16 protein-coding genes and 2 pseudogenes are annotated in these 16,175 nt (G+C 62.7%); 10 read left to right on the top strand and 8 right to left on the bottom strand.

Going from position 1 to position 16,175, the window contains the following annotated elements; translation table 11 throughout:
• Positions 1-30: 30 nt before the first annotated feature.
• Positions 31-306, top strand: a complete 276-nt coding sequence (locus tag LB558_RS24610; protein WP_224699929.1) for a hypothetical protein — start codon at positions 31-33, stop codon at positions 304-306.
• Positions 307-341: 35 nt separating this feature from the next.
• Here LB558_RS24610 and LB558_RS24605 read toward each other — a convergent pair whose 3' ends face one another.
• Entirely contained in the window at positions 342-485 is a 144-nt protein-coding gene (locus LB558_RS24605) for a hypothetical protein (protein ID WP_224699928.1), read from the bottom strand.
• A 618-nt stretch (positions 486-1,103) separates the two neighbouring features.
• Here LB558_RS24605 and LB558_RS24600 point away from each other — a divergent pair.
• The 3 genes from LB558_RS24600 to LB558_RS24590 all read left to right on the top strand — a co-directional run bounded on the left by LB558_RS24600 (position 1,104) and on the right by LB558_RS24590 (position 4,016).
• Positions 1,104-1,301, top strand: a complete 198-nt coding sequence (locus LB558_RS24600) for a hypothetical protein (RefSeq protein ID WP_224699927.1) — start codon at positions 1,104-1,106, stop codon at positions 1,299-1,301.
• A 398-nt stretch (positions 1,302-1,699) separates the two neighbouring features.
• Positions 1,700-2,443 (top strand): hypothetical protein, encoded by a 744-nt coding sequence (locus LB558_RS24595; protein ID WP_224699926.1) that lies wholly within the window; start codon positions 1,700-1,702, stop codon positions 2,441-2,443.
• The gene (locus LB558_RS24590; RefSeq protein ID WP_224699925.1) at positions 2,433-4,016 is read left to right on the top strand and encodes a GH3 auxin-responsive promoter family protein; all 1,584 of its coding nucleotides are present in this window, start codon (positions 2,433-2,435) and stop codon (positions 4,014-4,016) included. The genes LB558_RS24595 and LB558_RS24590 overlap by 11 nt, the downstream gene beginning before the upstream one ends.
• A gap of 78 nt (positions 4,017-4,094) precedes the next feature.
• On the opposite strand, the gene LB558_RS24585 is transcribed toward LB558_RS24590, so the two are convergent.
• Positions 4,095-5,297: a cytochrome P450 gene (locus LB558_RS24585; protein ID WP_224699924.1), complete on the bottom strand. Its 1,203-nt coding sequence runs from the start codon at positions 5,295-5,297 to the stop codon at positions 4,095-4,097.
• Between the two features lie 74 nt (positions 5,298-5,371).
• Between LB558_RS24585 and LB558_RS24580 the strand changes: the two genes are divergently transcribed.
• The 3 genes and pseudogenes from LB558_RS24580 to LB558_RS24570 all read left to right on the top strand — a co-directional run.
• The gene (locus tag LB558_RS24580; RefSeq protein ID WP_224699923.1) at positions 5,372-6,433 is read left to right on the top strand and encodes a hypothetical protein; all 1,062 of its coding nucleotides are present in this window, start codon (positions 5,372-5,374) and stop codon (positions 6,431-6,433) included.
• Positions 6,434-6,655: 222 nt separating this feature from the next.
• Positions 6,656-6,760, top strand: a pseudogene (locus LB558_RS24575) (short-chain dehydrogenase); the annotation flags it as partial.
• A pseudogene (locus tag LB558_RS24570) lies at positions 6,760-7,524 on the top strand (sigma factor-like helix-turn-helix DNA-binding protein); the annotation flags it as partial. The pseudogenes LB558_RS24575 and LB558_RS24570, both read left to right, overlap by 1 nt.
• 57 nt (positions 7,525-7,581) lie before the next feature.
• Here LB558_RS24570 and LB558_RS24565 read toward each other — a convergent pair.
• Positions 7,582-8,145, bottom strand: coding sequence for a TetR/AcrR family transcriptional regulator (locus LB558_RS24565; RefSeq protein ID WP_224699922.1), 564 nt, complete (start codon positions 8,143-8,145; stop codon positions 7,582-7,584).
• Positions 8,146-8,247: 102 nt separating this feature from the next.
• Here LB558_RS24565 and LB558_RS24560 point away from each other — a divergent pair, with 102 nt between their 5' ends.
• Positions 8,248-9,063, top strand: a complete 816-nt coding sequence (locus tag LB558_RS24560; RefSeq protein WP_224699921.1) for an oxidoreductase — start codon at positions 8,248-8,250, stop codon at positions 9,061-9,063.
• Between the two features lie 66 nt (positions 9,064-9,129).
• Positions 9,130-10,131 (top strand): NADP-dependent oxidoreductase, encoded by a 1,002-nt coding sequence (locus tag LB558_RS24555; RefSeq protein WP_224699920.1) that lies wholly within the window; start codon positions 9,130-9,132, stop codon positions 10,129-10,131.
• Between the two features lie 20 nt (positions 10,132-10,151).
• On the opposite strand, the gene LB558_RS24550 is transcribed toward LB558_RS24555, so the two are convergent.
• From LB558_RS24550 to LB558_RS24540, 3 genes are all read right to left on the bottom strand, one after another.
• Positions 10,152-10,625, bottom strand: a complete 474-nt coding sequence (locus LB558_RS24550; protein WP_224700041.1) for a VOC family protein — start codon at positions 10,623-10,625, stop codon at positions 10,152-10,154.
• Between the two features lie 41 nt (positions 10,626-10,666).
• Entirely contained in the window at positions 10,667-11,815 is a 1,149-nt protein-coding gene (locus LB558_RS24545) for an amidohydrolase (RefSeq protein ID WP_224699919.1), read from the bottom strand.
• 157 nt (positions 11,816-11,972) lie between these two features.
• Positions 11,973-12,416 (bottom strand): SRPBCC family protein, encoded by a 444-nt coding sequence (locus tag LB558_RS24540; protein WP_224699918.1) that lies wholly within the window; start codon positions 12,414-12,416, stop codon positions 11,973-11,975.
• 391 nt (positions 12,417-12,807) lie between these two features.
• On the opposite strand from LB558_RS24540, the gene LB558_RS24535 reads away from it, so the two are divergent.
• Entirely contained in the window at positions 12,808-12,951 is a 144-nt protein-coding gene (locus LB558_RS24535) for a hypothetical protein (protein ID WP_224699917.1), read from the top strand.
• 31 nt (positions 12,952-12,982) lie between these two features.
• Here LB558_RS24535 and LB558_RS24530 read toward each other — a convergent pair whose 3' ends face one another.
• Both LB558_RS24530 and LB558_RS24525 read right to left on the bottom strand, forming a co-directional pair.
• Positions 12,983-15,190 carry a cation:proton antiporter gene (locus tag LB558_RS24530; protein WP_412033500.1) on the bottom strand — a complete coding sequence of 736 codons (2,208 nt, stop codon included), beginning with the start codon at positions 15,188-15,190 and terminating at the stop codon, positions 12,983-12,985.
• Positions 15,191-15,397: 207 nt separating this feature from the next.
• Positions 15,398-16,090, bottom strand: coding sequence for a DUF2270 domain-containing protein (locus tag LB558_RS24525; protein ID WP_224699915.1), 693 nt, complete (start codon positions 16,088-16,090; stop codon positions 15,398-15,400).
• Between the last annotated feature and the right edge of the window lie 85 nt (positions 16,091-16,175).

The following is a 16,175-nucleotide window of genomic DNA, read 5'->3' as shown; positions in this document are numbered from 1 at the left end:
TGTGATTCCGATGGCCAGGAGGGTGTGCCGATGACCACGAAATGCGTTGCGATCCTAGCTCTCGCGGTTGCCACGGGCGCGAGCCTTTGCGCCCCGGCCTTGGCTGGCGACCGGCATCCCGACCGCCGGGTCCACTCCGAACGCTACGTTCCCGCCGAAGGCGATCTCATTGACATCCTGTTCGGCGGCCCGCGCTACTACGATCAGCAGTTGGTGACGACGGCGGCCGGCGCGTGCTCCTATCATCGCGTCGGACCCGACGCGAATGCGGTGAACAAGATCAACGATCATCACTGTGGGAAGTAGGCGGCAGGCAGCGCCTCAGAGCCCGCCACTCTCCTTCATCTTTCGGCCATCAGCGCCAGGTCGCGGTGTGAATCGGCGAGGTCGGTCAACGGCTTTGTGCCTTCGGTGATGTTGCGGTGGGAAATGTCGAGTTCATTCGAGAAAGCATCGCCGTAGAGAGGCCCGAAGGTTTTCGTCACCGGGCCAAGCGGGCCGGCATCGGTGACCTCCAGCCGCGTCGGCAGCGGATATAGGGCGTGTCGTAGATGATGCGCACGCGCCTGGTGTTGGAGCGCACCTCGATCATGGCGTCGAACAGGCCGAGATTTTGACTGTGCGCCCTGCGGGCATGACTGTCCTGCCGGCATGCGCTACAACCAAGGCGGGAAAAAAGTGCCGGCCTCAGGGAACCGCTTGGGGGATGTCCGCGTTGGTCGCTACTTTTGTGCAGAGGGAGGTTTCGGGTGGAGCGTTTCGAAATCGTGAAAGAACCAACGGGTACGTTTTCGATTTTCGACACAATCACGGAATAGCCGGCAACGGTCGAAGGGGGCGTGTGCATTGGGCTTTATCGGCACGAAGTGCCGCTGGCGCTGCTTGCAGCGGTTGAAACGATCCAGCCCGGCCATTTTTCGCTGCTGCCCTGCTTGTCGGTGTTGAACGACTGGCGGGCTCATCGAGACGATCTGCTGGCATGAGCAAAGCTGCCCGATGTCGCATCGAAAATCATACCGTATGGAAAATCATGCCCTGTTGTCGAAAGCGGCGGTGAGGCATGGAAAGCAAGGGGAGGTTGCAGTGCGTCCGGAGGTGAAGCAATGTCTGATCAGGACGACCTGATCCGAGATGCCATCGGACGGCTGCTCGCCGAGAAGACAGGCGCCGCCGTCATATCGATGAGAGAGAGCATCACCGAGCTTCTGGCGCTGACCGGTGCCGCGCTGGATGAAAGACTGCAGGACCTGCTGCTGGAAATGGCCGAAGTCCGAGGCATGATGGTCGCTCTCGACGTCTGAGCAATATCGGCTGGGATGCCGCTGCATGCACCGGCATGCGCTTTCATCGCCTGCAGCCTCTAACCTTAATGCGTCTCCGATATCGGGCGTAGCATTTAGGCCGAAAGAGGCAGCTTTGGACCTCTGATGAAGATAGCAGACCAAAGCCGAGAGTAGCGGTCGAACAATTTCGTGGGCGACCGGCAGTGTGATCGCCGGCCGCCGTCCAACGCACTATGCCATGGCGGCCGAATGCGGCCGCTTTGACCGACAGTGTCGGGTTGGGACGGCGACCCTCTCAAGGGGCATTGCCCGGAATGCCGAGACAAATGTTCATAAGATTCGAGTTGGTGCGGGTTGAACTACTGAGCCCATGACTGATATTCGATTTGCTGGGGTGACATAGGCGGCAAGACTGCGTGCAAAGTGCTGCGGATGAGATCGGTTCCATTGACTCGACAACCACGCCGGTGCGGGAACTGACGCCTGACGATCGCGACCGGATGTTTGCCTTGTACGAGACCTACTACGAGGCAGTCGATCGCAATGTCTTCGAACGCGATCTCGCCGAAAAGAATGCTGTCGTGATCATCCGGTGCGACCGGGAGATTATCGGCTTTTCAACTTATCTTGTCAGGCCGCAGACCGTCGGCGGGGAGACCGTCCACTATCTCTTCTCCGGCGATACCGTTCTCCATTCCGCGCGTTGGGGCGACCCCGTGTTGCTGCGTGGTTTCTTTCGCGCGGCCGGCGCCGCCAAGGCCGCGGTGGCAGGCCGGTTGTTCTGGTTCTCCATCATCGGAGGGCATAGGACGTTCCGCATTCTCCCCAATTTTTTCTGCGACTTCGTTCCAGCCGTCGATGGCCCGGTTTCAGCCCGCCTGCAGACGATCCGCGATGCTATCGCAACTGCCCGGTACGGGCGTCAATTCGAGCCGTCGACCGGACTGATAGACTTCGGCCTGTCGCAAGGCCACTTGCGGGAGCAGTGGGCAAATGTCGAGGAAACAGCATTCCGCAACCGTTTTGCAGCCTTCTTTCTTCGGGCCAATCCCTTCTACTTCCGAGGTGTCGAACTTGCCTGCCTCGCGGAATTCGAACTCGGCAATCTGAAGCGCTATGCTGCCGCGAGTTTTGCCGAAGGGCTGCAAGATGGGCGCTGAAGCCTGGGCACGGATTGCCGGCGCGACCGCGGCCGGGGATGCCGGTTTTCGGGCGCGGCTCGGTCAGCTCGAGGCCACGCAGCGCTCCCTCTTGCGGCGGCTTGTAGAAGCCAATCCTGGGACTGTGTTTGGTGGTGACCACAACTTTGCCAACGTCGCTTCGGCCGAGTCCTTTCGGGATCTCGTGCCGGTCTGCGGCTACGAAGCCTTGTCGCCATACATCAATCGCGTCATCGCCGGGGAGGAGAATGTGCTGACTGCCGAGCCGGTCCGGTTTATCGAGCAAACCGGCGGCAGTTCCGGTGGCGCGAAATACATCCCTTATACCGACACGGGCCTGCAGGCCTACACCGATTGTCTCTATCCTTGGATGTCGGAACTGATACGGCGCCGGCCGGGCGTTGCGCAAGGGCACAGCTATTTCGCGCTAAGCCCGGTAGGCCGCGGCGCAAGCGAGCGCGTCGGTGCGCGCAGGTTGGGCAGTCCCGTTCCCTTTGCCTATTTCGGGGCCTTGCGCGATAGCCTGATCCAACTTTCGGCGGTGCCGATGGATTTGAGGCTGCTCAGCGATTTCGCCGAGTGGCAAAGGCAGACCTGCCTGCTCCTGCTGGCGGCCGAGGACCTGAGTCTGATCTGGGTCTGGAGCCCGACCTATCTTACCGAAATCCTGCGCGCGATGCAGCGCGATGCCGGGAGCCTGTTGCCGGAGCTCGCGGACAGGCTGGGCGCCGTGCGGCCGGCGGACGTGGTGCGCCGCCGCATTGCTGCCCTGGAGGGCGCGCTTGGAAGTTCGCAGTTGTCGGCGATCTGGCCTCGCCTCGACACGATCAGCTGCTGGACAGACGCCTCCAGCAGTGGCTTTGCCGCCGCATTGCAAGCGCAATTTCCGCATGTCTTCATCCAGTCCAAAGGGCTGATGTCTACCGAAGCTGCCGTTTCGTTTCCCTATGGCGACGGGTCCGGGTGCATCCTGGCATCGCAAAGCGGGTTCTTTGAATTTGTCGATGAAGGCGGTGCCAATCTTTTCGCGTGGCAGTTGGAAACAGGCCTGACCTACCGGCTTATCGTGACCACAGGCTCCGGCCTCTATCGCTACGATACGCAAGACATGGTCGAAGTCACCGGGTTCACCGGCGACACGCCGCGCCTGCGCTTCTGCGGGCGTGCCGGCATGGTGTCCGATCTCTGTGGCGAAAAACTCACGGAAGCCTTTGTTGTGCGCTCGCTGGCCGAGGCCGGTCTCGACCATCGTACCTATTCGCTGCTGGTGGCGGTCGCAACGCCGCACCCGCACTACCGGCTTTTCGTCGAGACCGGTCCGGGGCGGGCCGTTGAGGTGCTTGGCGGCGGCCTCGACCATGCGCTCAGGGCTAATCCGCAATATGAGTATGCCCGCCGCATCGGCCAGTTGGGACCGCTGAGGACGACCGGCGTGGACGACCTCTATGGCAGGCTCAAGCGCCACCGCATGAAGGGCGGCACGAGCATTGCCGGAATGAAGGCGCCGGTTCTGCTCACTCGATCGGACGCAGCGCTTCTCGCGGCACTCGGGGCGGACAAGGAGGACGCTTAGGATGATGCGGCATCCCCTTGTCGCGAAAAATCCCGGCTTGCCACGTAAAGGCATGGAAACGGATAGGCGACCATCCGGTCAGGCTGTCAGCCGCAACGTCAGCGCATCCAGGCCGCGGATCGAGGAATTGTCCATCCAACGTGCAGCAACAGGCTCGACGGTTCTCCATTGGGTGAGTGCGGCTTCCAGCACCGCGACACCTTCCATTTCGGCCAGCGCCCTGCCGATGCAGACATGCGCGCCCCGGCCGAAGGCCAGGTTCGGCCTGCCGGCCCGGTCGAGGTCGAAACGCGATGCGTCGGCAAACTGGGCCGGGTCGCGATTGGCGGCGCCGACAAGCAGCACCATCAGCCGGTTCTTTTCGATTTCCTGGCCGCCGATGATTACAGGCTCGAGTGGCCAGCGGCAGATTTTCTGCACTGGGCTTTCCAGCCGCAGCGTTTCGGCAACGGCCCTGGCAGCAAGCCGGCGGTCGGCCCGCAGGGCCGCCCACTGGGCGGGCTGGTGAGCAAGATGGAACAGCATGTTGCCGATGAGGTGCACCGTGGTCTCGTGACCGGCGAAGGCCAGGAAGGCGATGTTGCGACCGGCAGCCGTCAGCCCCATCGCATCGACCAGGCCGGCCAGCCCGGTCAGCAGCGGTGGCATTCGCCCAGTGGCAAGCAGATGGCGCAGATGCTCGACGAAGTAGCAGGACATCTCGTCGGCGGAGTTGGCGCCGCCGAAGGCATCATCGAAACCAGTATCGAGAAGGGCGCGGATCGAACCCGACCATGCCCGGACCATCGGCATGTCCTGGTCCGGTACGCCAAGCAGGCGGCAGATGACACGTTCGGGCACGGCGCGCGTGAAGGCGGCCACGACTTCGGTCGTCCCGGACAAGCCGGAATCGCCCATGAGATCTTCGATCGTTTCAGCTACAATGGGACGCAAAGCCGGCATGCCCTTGCCGACAAAGGGCTGCTGCAGAGCCTGGCGCAGGGCGGCGTGGGCGCTGCCCTCCTGGTAGATCAGCCAGTCGTGTATCGCGCAATGCGGATCCGCCATTACATCGGCTGGCGGCACGTGCGAAAGCTTGCGATTGGCGAGGCTGCTCGAAACGAGATCGTAGCCGGTGAGATAGACATCGCCCCACGGCGCCTGCCAGACTGGAGCGCGCCGTCGCATTTCATCGTGGATAGCATAGGTGTCCGCGGCACCTTCGAAAGCACCGGCGCGAATCCCTTGCCAGGGATGCCGGCCGGATTTGAACAGAGCATTGGAGGGGGATTCGGTATGCATTGCCTTGCGGGAAGTCCAATCTTATCGGCTAAGACAGTCGTGTGCCGTGCACGCCCGGATATCAACACCCGGCCATGACCAACAATCAGGGGCCGGTCTACTATTTCTGCACGCGCCAACACGCTTACACGATGGGCGTACTGCTTGGCTATTACCAGCATGGGCTTGGTGATCTTGTCCGGATCATTCCCTACGAGTTGGCCGCGAGGCTCGGCCCCCTCGCTCCAGGCACCTTTATCTTTACGGATTTTGAAAGGCTGGCGCCGGCGCAATTGCAGGCGGCGGTCTCCCTCCATGAGCACATCGCCTCGCTCAACCCAGGCCTGTTGCTGCTCAACGATCCAGCAATCGTGCCACGCCGCTTTGACTTGCTGAAACGCCTGAAGGCCGCGGGCCTGAACCATTTCGATGTGCATCGGCTGGGTGAGCGCAAGTCTGTACGCCGGTTTCCAGTTTTCGTGCGCTGGGAAAGCCAGCATGAGCCGCCGCTGACAGGGCTGGTCGACGGCGCGGATGCGCTGGAAGCAGCGATTGCCCGTCTGCCGGGCCATGTCCGTCAAGACCCGGACCTGATGATCGTCGAATACGGCGCGGCTCCCTCGGCCGATGGGCGGTTCCGCAAATACTCGGCTTATAAGGTCGGCCCAACCGTCTATCCGCAGCACTGCTTCATCAATGAGAACTGGTACATCAAGTTTCCGAGCACCCGCTTTACCGAGGCCGACAGGGCCGAAAGCCGCGCTTACGTGGACGACAATCCGCATGCCGAGCAGATCGGGCGTGTCTTCGCACTGGCCGGCATCGACTATGGGCGCATTGATTACGGCATCGTCGACGGCCAGGTCCAGACCTTCGAAATTAATAACAACCCGTCCGTCCTGACGCGACCGCCCGGCTGGGAGGCAGGGGTGGATTACAGCCGCTACGCCGAGATGCATGAGCGGGCTCTGCGTGGCATCATGCGCCCGGTCTCGGGCCCCGACCTTCTGCTTGGCGACGGCACCATGAGCGTCGATGCCATCCACGCCGATGCCATGCATGCGGTGCGGCAGAGGATCGCGGGATTCTCCCGGCGTCGGCGCCTGTCCCTGCGACCGCTCAAGAAGCGGTTGGCGCGGCTCTTGGGCTGGGGGTGACATGAGCGCAAGTGGGCTTCACACTTCAAGTGGGACACTTAATGCAATGCAGCCCCTAATCGCTCCACTGCCCACGCGGCGCGGCATGATGCTTCTTCCGCCTTATCGCCAGCATTGCCGGCATGTCGCGGATCGCCGCCGCGACAGCGCGCCTCGCCGAACCCTGGCTCTTTTTCCGACCCTCAAACGTCTTAGCTACAGTTAAGCTGTGGAGCAGGGTCAATGAGCCTTAGGGACAAGAAAATCGTGGTCACCGGTGGCAGCCGTGGGCTTGGCCTCGGATTGGTCGAGGCGCTGGTCGAACAGGGCGCCAGCGTGACCGTCGTCTGGACGAGCTGTGCGAGGTGCCGCAGCTCAGGCCCTGGCTGTTCCGCATCGCCCACAACCGCGCGCTGGACCTGCTGCGCAGCCGGGCAATCCGCGGGGCGGAGCCTATCGAGGCGGTGCTTGAAATTGCCGACGACACCAAAGCCGACCCGGTGGAGACGCTGATGCGCAGGCAAGCTGTACAGACCGCCGTGTCGCGCTTTGCAGAGCTTCCTGTGCTCCAGCGCAGTGTCGTCATCCTCAGCGATGTGCTCGACGAGCCGCTGGCCGAGATCGCCACCCTGCTTGGCACCACGGTCAATGCGGTGAAGGGGCATTTGGCGCGTGGTCGTGCCCGGTTGAGGGAGATCAACGCCACTGCGCCCGCACTTCCCGGTGCGCGCATCGCGTCGGCCGCCGTGGTCCGTTATGCGACCCTGTTCAATCAGCGCGACTGGAACGGTCTGCGCGCGTTGCTTGCCGACGACGTCAGGCTTCATCAGTCCTTGCACCAGCCGCGCTCGGGTGCGGCGGATGTCGGCATGTTCTTCACGATCTACGCCAAAAGCGACCGCGTGTGGCTGACGCCGGCCTGGCTCGATGGCCGCGAGGTGGTCGCTGTGTTCGAAAGCCAGGCCGACCAAAAGCCGCATCACTTCATGTGGCTGGAGTGGCGGGAAGGGCGGATCAGCTTCATCCGGGACTACCGCTATGTTAGCTATATCACCGACGACGCTGAGCTGGTGCTGGCCAGGGATGGTGGATCTTTCGGTCGCGGACCCTGACCATCCCACAGCGAGTCGTCGTTTGATCGAAGCGGAACCGCTTTGCACACTGCCGCGCTAACGCTGCTCGACCAGCGTCTTCGCCGCGTCTTTCCCCGCCGCGAGGATGCGATCGGACAATTCCGTTCCGCCCACGGCGCGGGCCATTTGCAGCGTGCCGAGGAGCGTTGCAAAGACAGCCAGCGCCACGCCCTCCGGATCCTTGGCCTGCGGTAGCGCTTGCGCCAACCGGCGCACCAAAGCCAGCAGGTGATCTGTATAGGCTTCACGCGTTTCAGGCGGCTGACGGGCGAGCTCCGGCAGCAGCGCAGCTGACGCGCAGCCCTTTCCGGGATTGTCCCGGTGCTCGGCCGACAGATACGTGTCGATGGCCGTCTCCACGCCCGAAGCCAATGCTTCCGCCAGTTGCTGCGCCTGAAGCTCCATCGCCGCCGCCACGCTTTCGCGGACAAGCTGCGCCTTGGATTGAAAGTGCGGATAGAAGGCGCCGTTCGTCAGCCCGGCGTCGCTCATGATGGTCGCCAATCCGGACGCGGCTATGCCGTCGCCGCGAAAGCGTTCCGCTGCGACCTCCATGATCCGTTCGCGCGAGGCGTCCTTCCGGCCCTTTTCGTAGCGCATGGCTGCTATTCCTTTTTGCTATTGAATTATGATCATAATCTGATATTACGACTGTAATTCAACGAATGCAAAAAAGCCAGCCCCCATAAGTTTGGAGCACGAATGAAAACGAATTCCGGAAAAACCGCTGTTGTGACCGGAGCCTCTTCGGGCATCGGCCGCGCCAGCGCCGAGGCTCTGGCGCGGGCTGGGTTCACCGTCTTCGGAACCAGCCGGCGCAAGGCCGGCAAGGATCCGGACGGGGTGACCATGCTGGCTTGCGATGTGACCGACGGTGAAGCCGTTGCCGCACTCGTTTCGACGGTGCTGTCGCAGACCGGCCGGATCGACCTCCTGGTCAACAATGCCGGCGTCGGCCTGCTTGGAGGCGCCGAGGAATTTTCGATTGCACAGGTGCAGGCCCTGTTCGACGTCAATCTGTTCGGCGTCATCCGCATGACCAATGCGGTGTTGCCGTCGATGCGGCGGCGTGGCGAAGGGCGCATCGTCAATATCGGCTCGGTGCTCGGCCTGGTGCCGGCGCCGTATTCAGCGCACTATTCGGCGGTCAAGCACGCGCTCGAGGGCTATTCGGAATCGCTCGACCACGAGGTTCGTGCCTTCAATATCCGCGTCTCGGTCATCGAGCCGGCATTCGTTCGTACTGTCTTCGACCAGAACGGGATCCAGCCGGATTCGCCGTTGCAGGAATACGATCAGGCCCGAGCTACGCTGGAAGCGCTGCTTCGCGACGTGATGCCCGTAGCCGACCGGCCGGAAGTGGTGGCGCAAGTGGTCGTCAAAGCAGCGACCGATGCCCGTCCGCAACGGCGCTACACCGTCGGCAAGGCTGCGCGCCAGGTTAGCCTGCTGCGCCGCTTTGCCCCTGCGGGGATATTCGACAAGAGCCTGCGCAAACAGTTCCGCCTGCCGGTCTGAACAACAGCGAGCAGAGGATTTCACGCACATGCGACACACCAAAATCACTTTCAGAAAGTCACTGCCATGAAGGCATTCGTCGTCGACAAATACAGCAAGAACGGCACTCTGCGGCTGGCCGAAATGCCGGAGCCGAAACTCGGGGACAGCGATGTCCTGGTCGAGGTCCACGCCGCGGCGGTGAACCTGCTCGATTCCAAGGTCAAAACCGGAGAGTTCAAGCTTATCCTGCCCTATCGCCGGCCCTTCATCCTGGGTCACGACGTGGCCGGGAGGGTTGTCCGCGTGGGATCGAAAGTCCGCAAATTCAAACCCGGCGACGACGTCTATGCGCGGCCGCGCGATGGCCGGATCGGGACGTTCGCCGAGTTCATAGCCATGGATGAAGCCGACGTGGCCCTGAAGCCCGGGAACCTCAGCATGGAGGAGGCGGCCTCGATCCCGCTGGTCGGCCTAACTGCCTGGCAGGCGCTCATCGAAAGGGCCAACCTGAAGAAGGGACAGAAGATCTTCATTCAAGCCGGCTCCGGCGGCGTGGGGACATTCGCCATCCAACTAGCGAAGCATCTCGGCGCGACCATTGCGACCACCGCCAGCGCGGCGAGTGCCGGTCTGGTCAAGGGACTCGGCGCCGATGTCGTCGTCGACTACAGGAAAGACGATTTCGAGAAAGTCCTTTCGGGCTACGACGTCGTCTTGAACAGCCAGGACGCCAGGACACTTGAAAAATCACTGAATGTGCTGAAACCAGGTGGCAAGCTGATCTCCATCTCCGGCCCCCCGGATCCGGAATTTACCAGGGAAAAGGGACTGAACTTGGTGCTGAAGCTGGTGCTTCGCCTGCTGAGTCGCGGTATTCGAGCGAAAGCCAAGCGGCGTGGCGTGACGTTCTCGTTCCTTTTCATGTGGGCGCAGGGCGAGCAGTTGAGCAAGATCGCATCGCTCATCGAGGCCGGTGCGATCCGCCCGGTCGTCGACCGGATATTTCCCTTCGAGGCGACCAATGAGGCGCTGGCGTATGTCGAAAAAGGACGCGCCAAGGGCAAGGTGGTCGTCAAGGTCAGATAGCAACTCAGCTGCGATCGAGGTCAGCCGCGCCGGGCTGCGTCGATCGCCGCGACGTCGATCTTCGTCATCTCCATCATCGCATCAAAGGCGCGTTTGGCTTCGTCGCCGCCGGCCGCCATCGCCTCGGTCAGCGTGCGCGGCGTGATTTGCCAGGACACGCCCCATTTGTCCTTGCACCAGCCGCACACGCTCTCCTGGCCGCCATTGCCGACGATGGCGTTCCAGTAGCGGTCGGTTTCCTGCTGATCGTCGGTGGCGATCTGGAACGAGAAGGCCTCGCTCTGCTTGAATGTGGAGCCGCCGTTCAATCCGATGCAGGGAATGCCGGCAACGGTAAATTCGACCGTCAACACGTCGCCTTTCTTGCCGGACGGAAAGTCGCTCGGCGCACGGTGAACGGCGCCCACGCTGGTGTCGGGAAAGGTCTCCGCGTAGAAGCGCGCCGCAGCCTCGGCGTCCTTGTCGAACCAGAGGCAAATCGTGTTCTTTGGCATCTTTGGCATTGCGTGTTCCTTTCGGGGTCGGAGTTGATCTGTCAGCCCAGAAGATTGCGTGCCGTGCGCATGAAGATCCTCGACCCGATCGGGATCAGGTCGTCGGGAAAGTCATAGTCGGGATTGTGCAAGGCAGGGTGCCGCTCGCCTGCACCGAGGAAGAACATTGCCGACGAAGCACTGTGGCCGAACAGGCCGAAATCTTCCGAGGCGCGCATCGGCAGGGCCTCTTCGCCGTGCGATACGCCCTCCTCATCGAGCGCGCGCCGCAGATGCTCCACCGCGTCCGGCGCGTTGACGCTGGCGACGAAGATCTCGTGATAGTCCCAGCGGGCGGAAAGGCGATGCTCGCCCGCGATCCTGGCGACCAGTGCTTCGGCAGCAACGCAAAGGTTTGCCATGCGCTCGTCACGCCGGGTGCGCAGCGTTGCCCACACCTCGGCGTGAGCCGGCGCAATGCCGAACACGGCTTCGCCCATCGCGGCGTGGGTGACGGTGACCATTGAGAACTCGTCATCGGCGAAGGTTCCGCGCCCGAGCGCAGGCAGCGCCGGCATCAGCTCACTGATCGCCAGCATCGGCGAGATGCCGGTCTCCGGCATGGACGAATGGGCGGTCTTGCCCTCCAGCATGATGCGCATGCCGCGTGAAGCACAGTTGACCACGCCGGGCTTGAGCCGCACCTCGCCGAACGGCACGCCAGGCAGGTTGTGCAGCGAGAAAGCGAAATCCGGCGCGATCTCGCCGAAGCGGGGATCGGCGACGACGCCAGCCGCACCATTGCCGGTTTCCTCCGCCGGCTGGAACATCAGCACGACGCGGCCGCTTGCAGGCCGCTCGCGCCCCAACTGCCGGCCGAGGGACGCCAGGATCGCGGTGTGTCCGTCATGGCCACACATATGCGACTTGCCCGGCACGTGCGACGAATGCGGCACGCCTGAGAGCTCTTCGATAGGCAAGGCATCGAGTTCCGAGCGGAACAGCACCGTCGGCCCCGCTTTGCCGCTGTCATATATGGCCGCGACCCCGTGCCCGCCGAGCTGTGTCAGCACCTTGTCCGGCCCCGTATCGGCGAGGAAGGCGACGACCTCCTTTGCCGTCTTCTCCTCTTCATTCGAGATTTCCGGATTCTGGTGCAGCTGGCGCCGCCACGCCGTCAACTCGACGATGTCTCGGTTGGTCAGAGTCATGCTTTTTCAGCCTCCGCTGCATTCTTCATCGACACGTCCAGTCACAGGGGGTGTCAAACGCAATGATGAATTGCTAGCGATAAAGGGCAGTTTCCGCCACAGTCCAGGTTTCAGGCTTCGGCGGGCCAGAAACGACCGTTCTCCCAGCCCTTCCCGCCTATTGATTGATCTCGGGCTCGACGAGCTTTGCCAAGTTTCTGAGCGACTCCTGCCAGCCGAGATAGCAGGCCTCGACCGGAATGACGTCCGGAATGCCGGCCTGGGTGATGTCGATTTCTGTGCCGACCGACACTTTTTTCAAGACCACGGTCACCCGTATCTCGCCGGGCAGGTTGGGATCGTCGAACCTGTCGGTGTAGAGCAGGCGCTCGCCCGGAACGAGTTCGAGATACTCGCCGCCGAAGGAGTGGCTGTCGCCGGTGGTGAAATTGCGGAACGACATCTTGAACGTGCCTCCGACCTTTGCCTCGAAATCATGGACCGTGCAGGTGAAGCCGTTTGGCGGAAGCCACTTGGCCAGCGCGTCCGCTTCAACGAAGGCGCGATAGACCTTTTCCGGGCTGGTCGTCAGAACGCGGTGCAAACGTACGGTGCCGGGCATATGCTGGATCCTTTCATAAATGCCTGTTCGATACCCCAAGGACGAACGAGGCGTAACCGGTCCGACATTGGTTTGCGAATTTTTTGACGGGATGCGCGGCCTGCCTGCGCCGCGGGCCTGCCGTTCGACCCCGCGCCTATCAACACGAAGCTCGGGCGGCCCTTCGCGCCGATCGGTAAAACCGCGCCTGAACAACAAGATGGCTCAGGAGCAGGTGAACGCCAGCTTCAGAGCCGGTGCGGTTCGTCCGCCGCCTCCAGCGCGTGTTTGCCGTCCATGTGCCGATCATTAGAATTTGCATCTGATCAGAGTTAATTTCCTATCAGGCCGTTAATGCGGCCATGCTGTTAATCAGCATTTGCTAATGAGTCTTTCGAACCTGAGGCAAGCAATGACCAAGAATCTCGGCAATGCACGCTATACGCCGGCGAAGGACCAGCAGGCCTCCCTTCTAGGCAAGGCCGCGCCGGCGCTGTTTCCGCTGGTCGTGGCGGCACTGGGTTACATGATTGGCAAGCAGTTCTTCGGTATCTAGGCCGAAAATCGGTCTCCTGTGAAAGGGCAGATCAGGCGCCGATCACCGTCTCTGCGCTGGCCTCCGCGGAACGGATACGCTCGCTTGCCAGCAGCACGACGGGGCAGGTAACGACGTCAAGCACTGCCGTCGCGGTATCGCCGAAGAACAGCTCTTCGCCCGGCCTTTGCGTGACACCCATCACCACCATGGCAGCGCCCTTGGCGACCTCCCTGGCGATCGCCTTGTCCGGCGTGGCGCGGGTGCGGATGGCGGTGTCGACCTGCACGCCATAACGAACCGCCAGATCGGCAATGTCCTTCAGCATGGCTTCCTCGCGCCGATGCGAGACCGAGGTGGTCTTGCCGCCTTGCCGTGCCGCCTGCGACACGTAGAAGACCTTGACCCGCGCCCGGTGCGGGCGCGCCAGCGCCAGGGCCAGATCGGCGGCGCGGCGTGACACTTCGGTGCCGTTGACCGGAACCAGTATGGTGGTTCCCGTCCGTAGCACCGGCATCTTGCCGGTGGACCTGGCGCCATTCAGCACCAGGCATAGTGGACCGTCGAACCCCTCGGTGATGTCGTTCAGCGCCGGTGTGAACGACCCCTTCGCCGTGAACGCGTTCTCCAGGCCAAGCAGCAGCAGGCCGTAGCCCTTGCGGGCTTCCACAGCGATCATCGCAGCGGTGGCCTCGGATTCGGTGCGGGTGGTCAGATGGACTTTCTCGACCAACGTGTCCTCGGCCTTGCTGACGGCTTTTGCGCTCTTCTGCGCACCCTTTTTCACTTCCTTCACTGACCGCTCCGGGCCCTTGTCACGGGTCGGGCCGGCGAGCTTGCCATCCTTGAGATGGAGCAGAGTGGTCGGCATGCCGCTGCCGCCGCCAACCAGTCCGGCGAGATAGGCGGTGAATTTGCCGACCGGGCTGTCGTCGACCAGCAGCAACAACCGCTCCAGCTTCGAGACGAAACCGCGCTCGTCGAGCAGTTCGCGGTCGACGCGCTGCTTCTCGCCATCGTTGACAGGCAGGCGGCCGAGCGCCCAGCGCAGCATTGGCGGCATGGCGAGCGTGGTGATGACGGCCATGGTGACGATCATGGTGAAGAGGTTGTGGGAGAGGATGTTCATCGACAGGCCGATGCTGGCGACGATGACCTCGGTCGAGCCGCGCGCGTTCATGGCGCTGCCGACGGCGGTCGCCTCCTTCAGCGACATGCCGGCAATTCTGCCGCCGAGGAAGGCGCCGGCGAACTTGCCGATGCTGGCGATGACCACCAGCTCCAGTGTCAGCAGCGCCAAGGCCGGATCCGCGAGCACGGTGAGGTCGGCCGACAGACCGGCCATGCCGAAGAAGATCGGCATGAACAGTGCTGTGATGACGCCGCGCAACTGGCCCTCGATGTGGGCGGACAGGATCGGCGATTCGCCGACAAGAATGCCGGCAACGAAGGCGCCGAGCACGGTGTGGACGCCGATCAGATTGGTGATCAGGGCCATCACGCCCATGATGATGAGGATGACTGATATGACGGCGTATTCGCTGCGGAAAGAATCGTTGCTCCAGCGGATCAGCGTGAACACCAGGCGGCGACCGATGGTGAAGGAGACCACCATGAACAGCGCCACCTCGGCGACCGTGGTGAGCAGCGGCAGCAGCTGCAGGCTGCCATTGGTGGCGATGCCGAAGGTGACAGCGATGATGAGCCAGCCGATCGTGTCCTCGATGATCGCCGAGGAGATGATGACCTGGCCGAGATTGCGGCGCATGAAGTTCATCTCGCGCACCACCATGGCGACGATCTTGACCGAGGAGATCGACAGCGCGGTGCCGAGAAACAGCCCGGCGACGATGCGCTGCGCCGGATCGGGCAGCAGCGCGTCGGGCAGGAACTGCGCCAGTGCGAAGCCGCAGACGAAAGGCACGACGACGCCGGTGATCGAGATCGAAAAGCAGGCAGCACCGACCCGGCGTACGAGGCGCAGGTCGGTCTCCATGCCGGTCAAGAGCAGAAGCAGCAGAATGCCGAGCTGCGAGACCGCGTCGATCATGCTTTTTTGCGCCGGGTCGGTCGAGAAGATCAGGTGCTGCGCCTCGGGCCATAGCCAGCCGAACAGAGAAGGCCCGAGCAAGATGCCGCCGATGAGCTGGCCCATGATCGCCGGCTGGCCACAACGCTGGAAGATCTCACCCAGGCCGCGGCCGACCAGAAGCAACAAGACGATCTCGGCGACGAACAGCCCCTCCGCCGAGCCGCCCATGCCAGAGGCGTGGCCGACCGGCTGCGCGGCTAGGGCCTGGCCTGCCGACGCCATGCCGAACACGGCCAGCATAAGGGCCAGCGCAATGTTGCGTGACGTCGTTGCCGATCGACAGGTCATGGGTTCCCTCAAACGCCGCGGCGGACTGACCATCACAACGCACGGGCGTCCATTTGCGTTGCAGCCGCCTGTCGCCAGACATTGCTGTCAGACATGGACGTCGCCGAAGGAAAGTTCGCCGTCGTCGCCGGCCGCGAAGAAGGCGAAGGCGAGCAGCCCGACATAGAAAGCCGCCACAAAGACCACGATCGCCACACCGGGAATCGGGCCAAGGGCGGCGCTGTCGACGGCCTCGCGAAGCGAGACGACAAAGCCGGTCCTGGCACCTGCGGCCTGAAGGCTGGGGGTCGATATCTTCAGCACCCAGGCCAGCAGCAGGATCAGGAAGAGATAGAGGTAATTTCGCCGCAGGCGGCGCGCCAGCGCGACACGCTGCGACAGCAGGAACTTCGGCGCGCGCAGGCCTTCGCCGACGATGAGCAGCCAATCCGAGGCGAAGTCGGGTTGCGGAGAGAAGATCTGCGCGAAATAGTGGCGCTCGAACTGCCGCACGCGAGCCCGATAGAAATCGAAGAACCGATAGCGGCGCGCCTCGATCCACAGCAGGAGCAGGATGAGCAGCATAGCGAACAGCAGCACGCCGTGATGCGCACTGGCTGTCGACAGCGACACAGAAAGCAGCGCCGCCACCACGGTGATCGCCCAGTTGGTCGTCCTGTCGAGCCGATCGCGCCATCCCGCCATGCGCGCGATCTCGGCACGGTGAAAATGCGACAGCGTGTTCACGCGCTCCGCCGATGAAAGGACGGGGCCCGCGGGCTTTGCCGACGCATCGTTCATGATATCCTCCGGCAAAGAAAAGAACAGTTTGCCGTCAACATTGTTCCCTATCGCGTCGCGCGGAGCGGCATCGGCCGGTCGACCT

Origin of the sequence: Mesorhizobium sp. CO1-1-8 (assembly GCF_020164875.1) — a bacterium.
Taxonomy (GTDB): domain Bacteria; phylum Pseudomonadota; class Alphaproteobacteria; order Rhizobiales; family Rhizobiaceae; genus Mesorhizobium.
The sequence above is the reverse complement of the archived record's forward strand: the minus strand, read 5'-3'. Positions and strand labels throughout refer to the sequence as shown.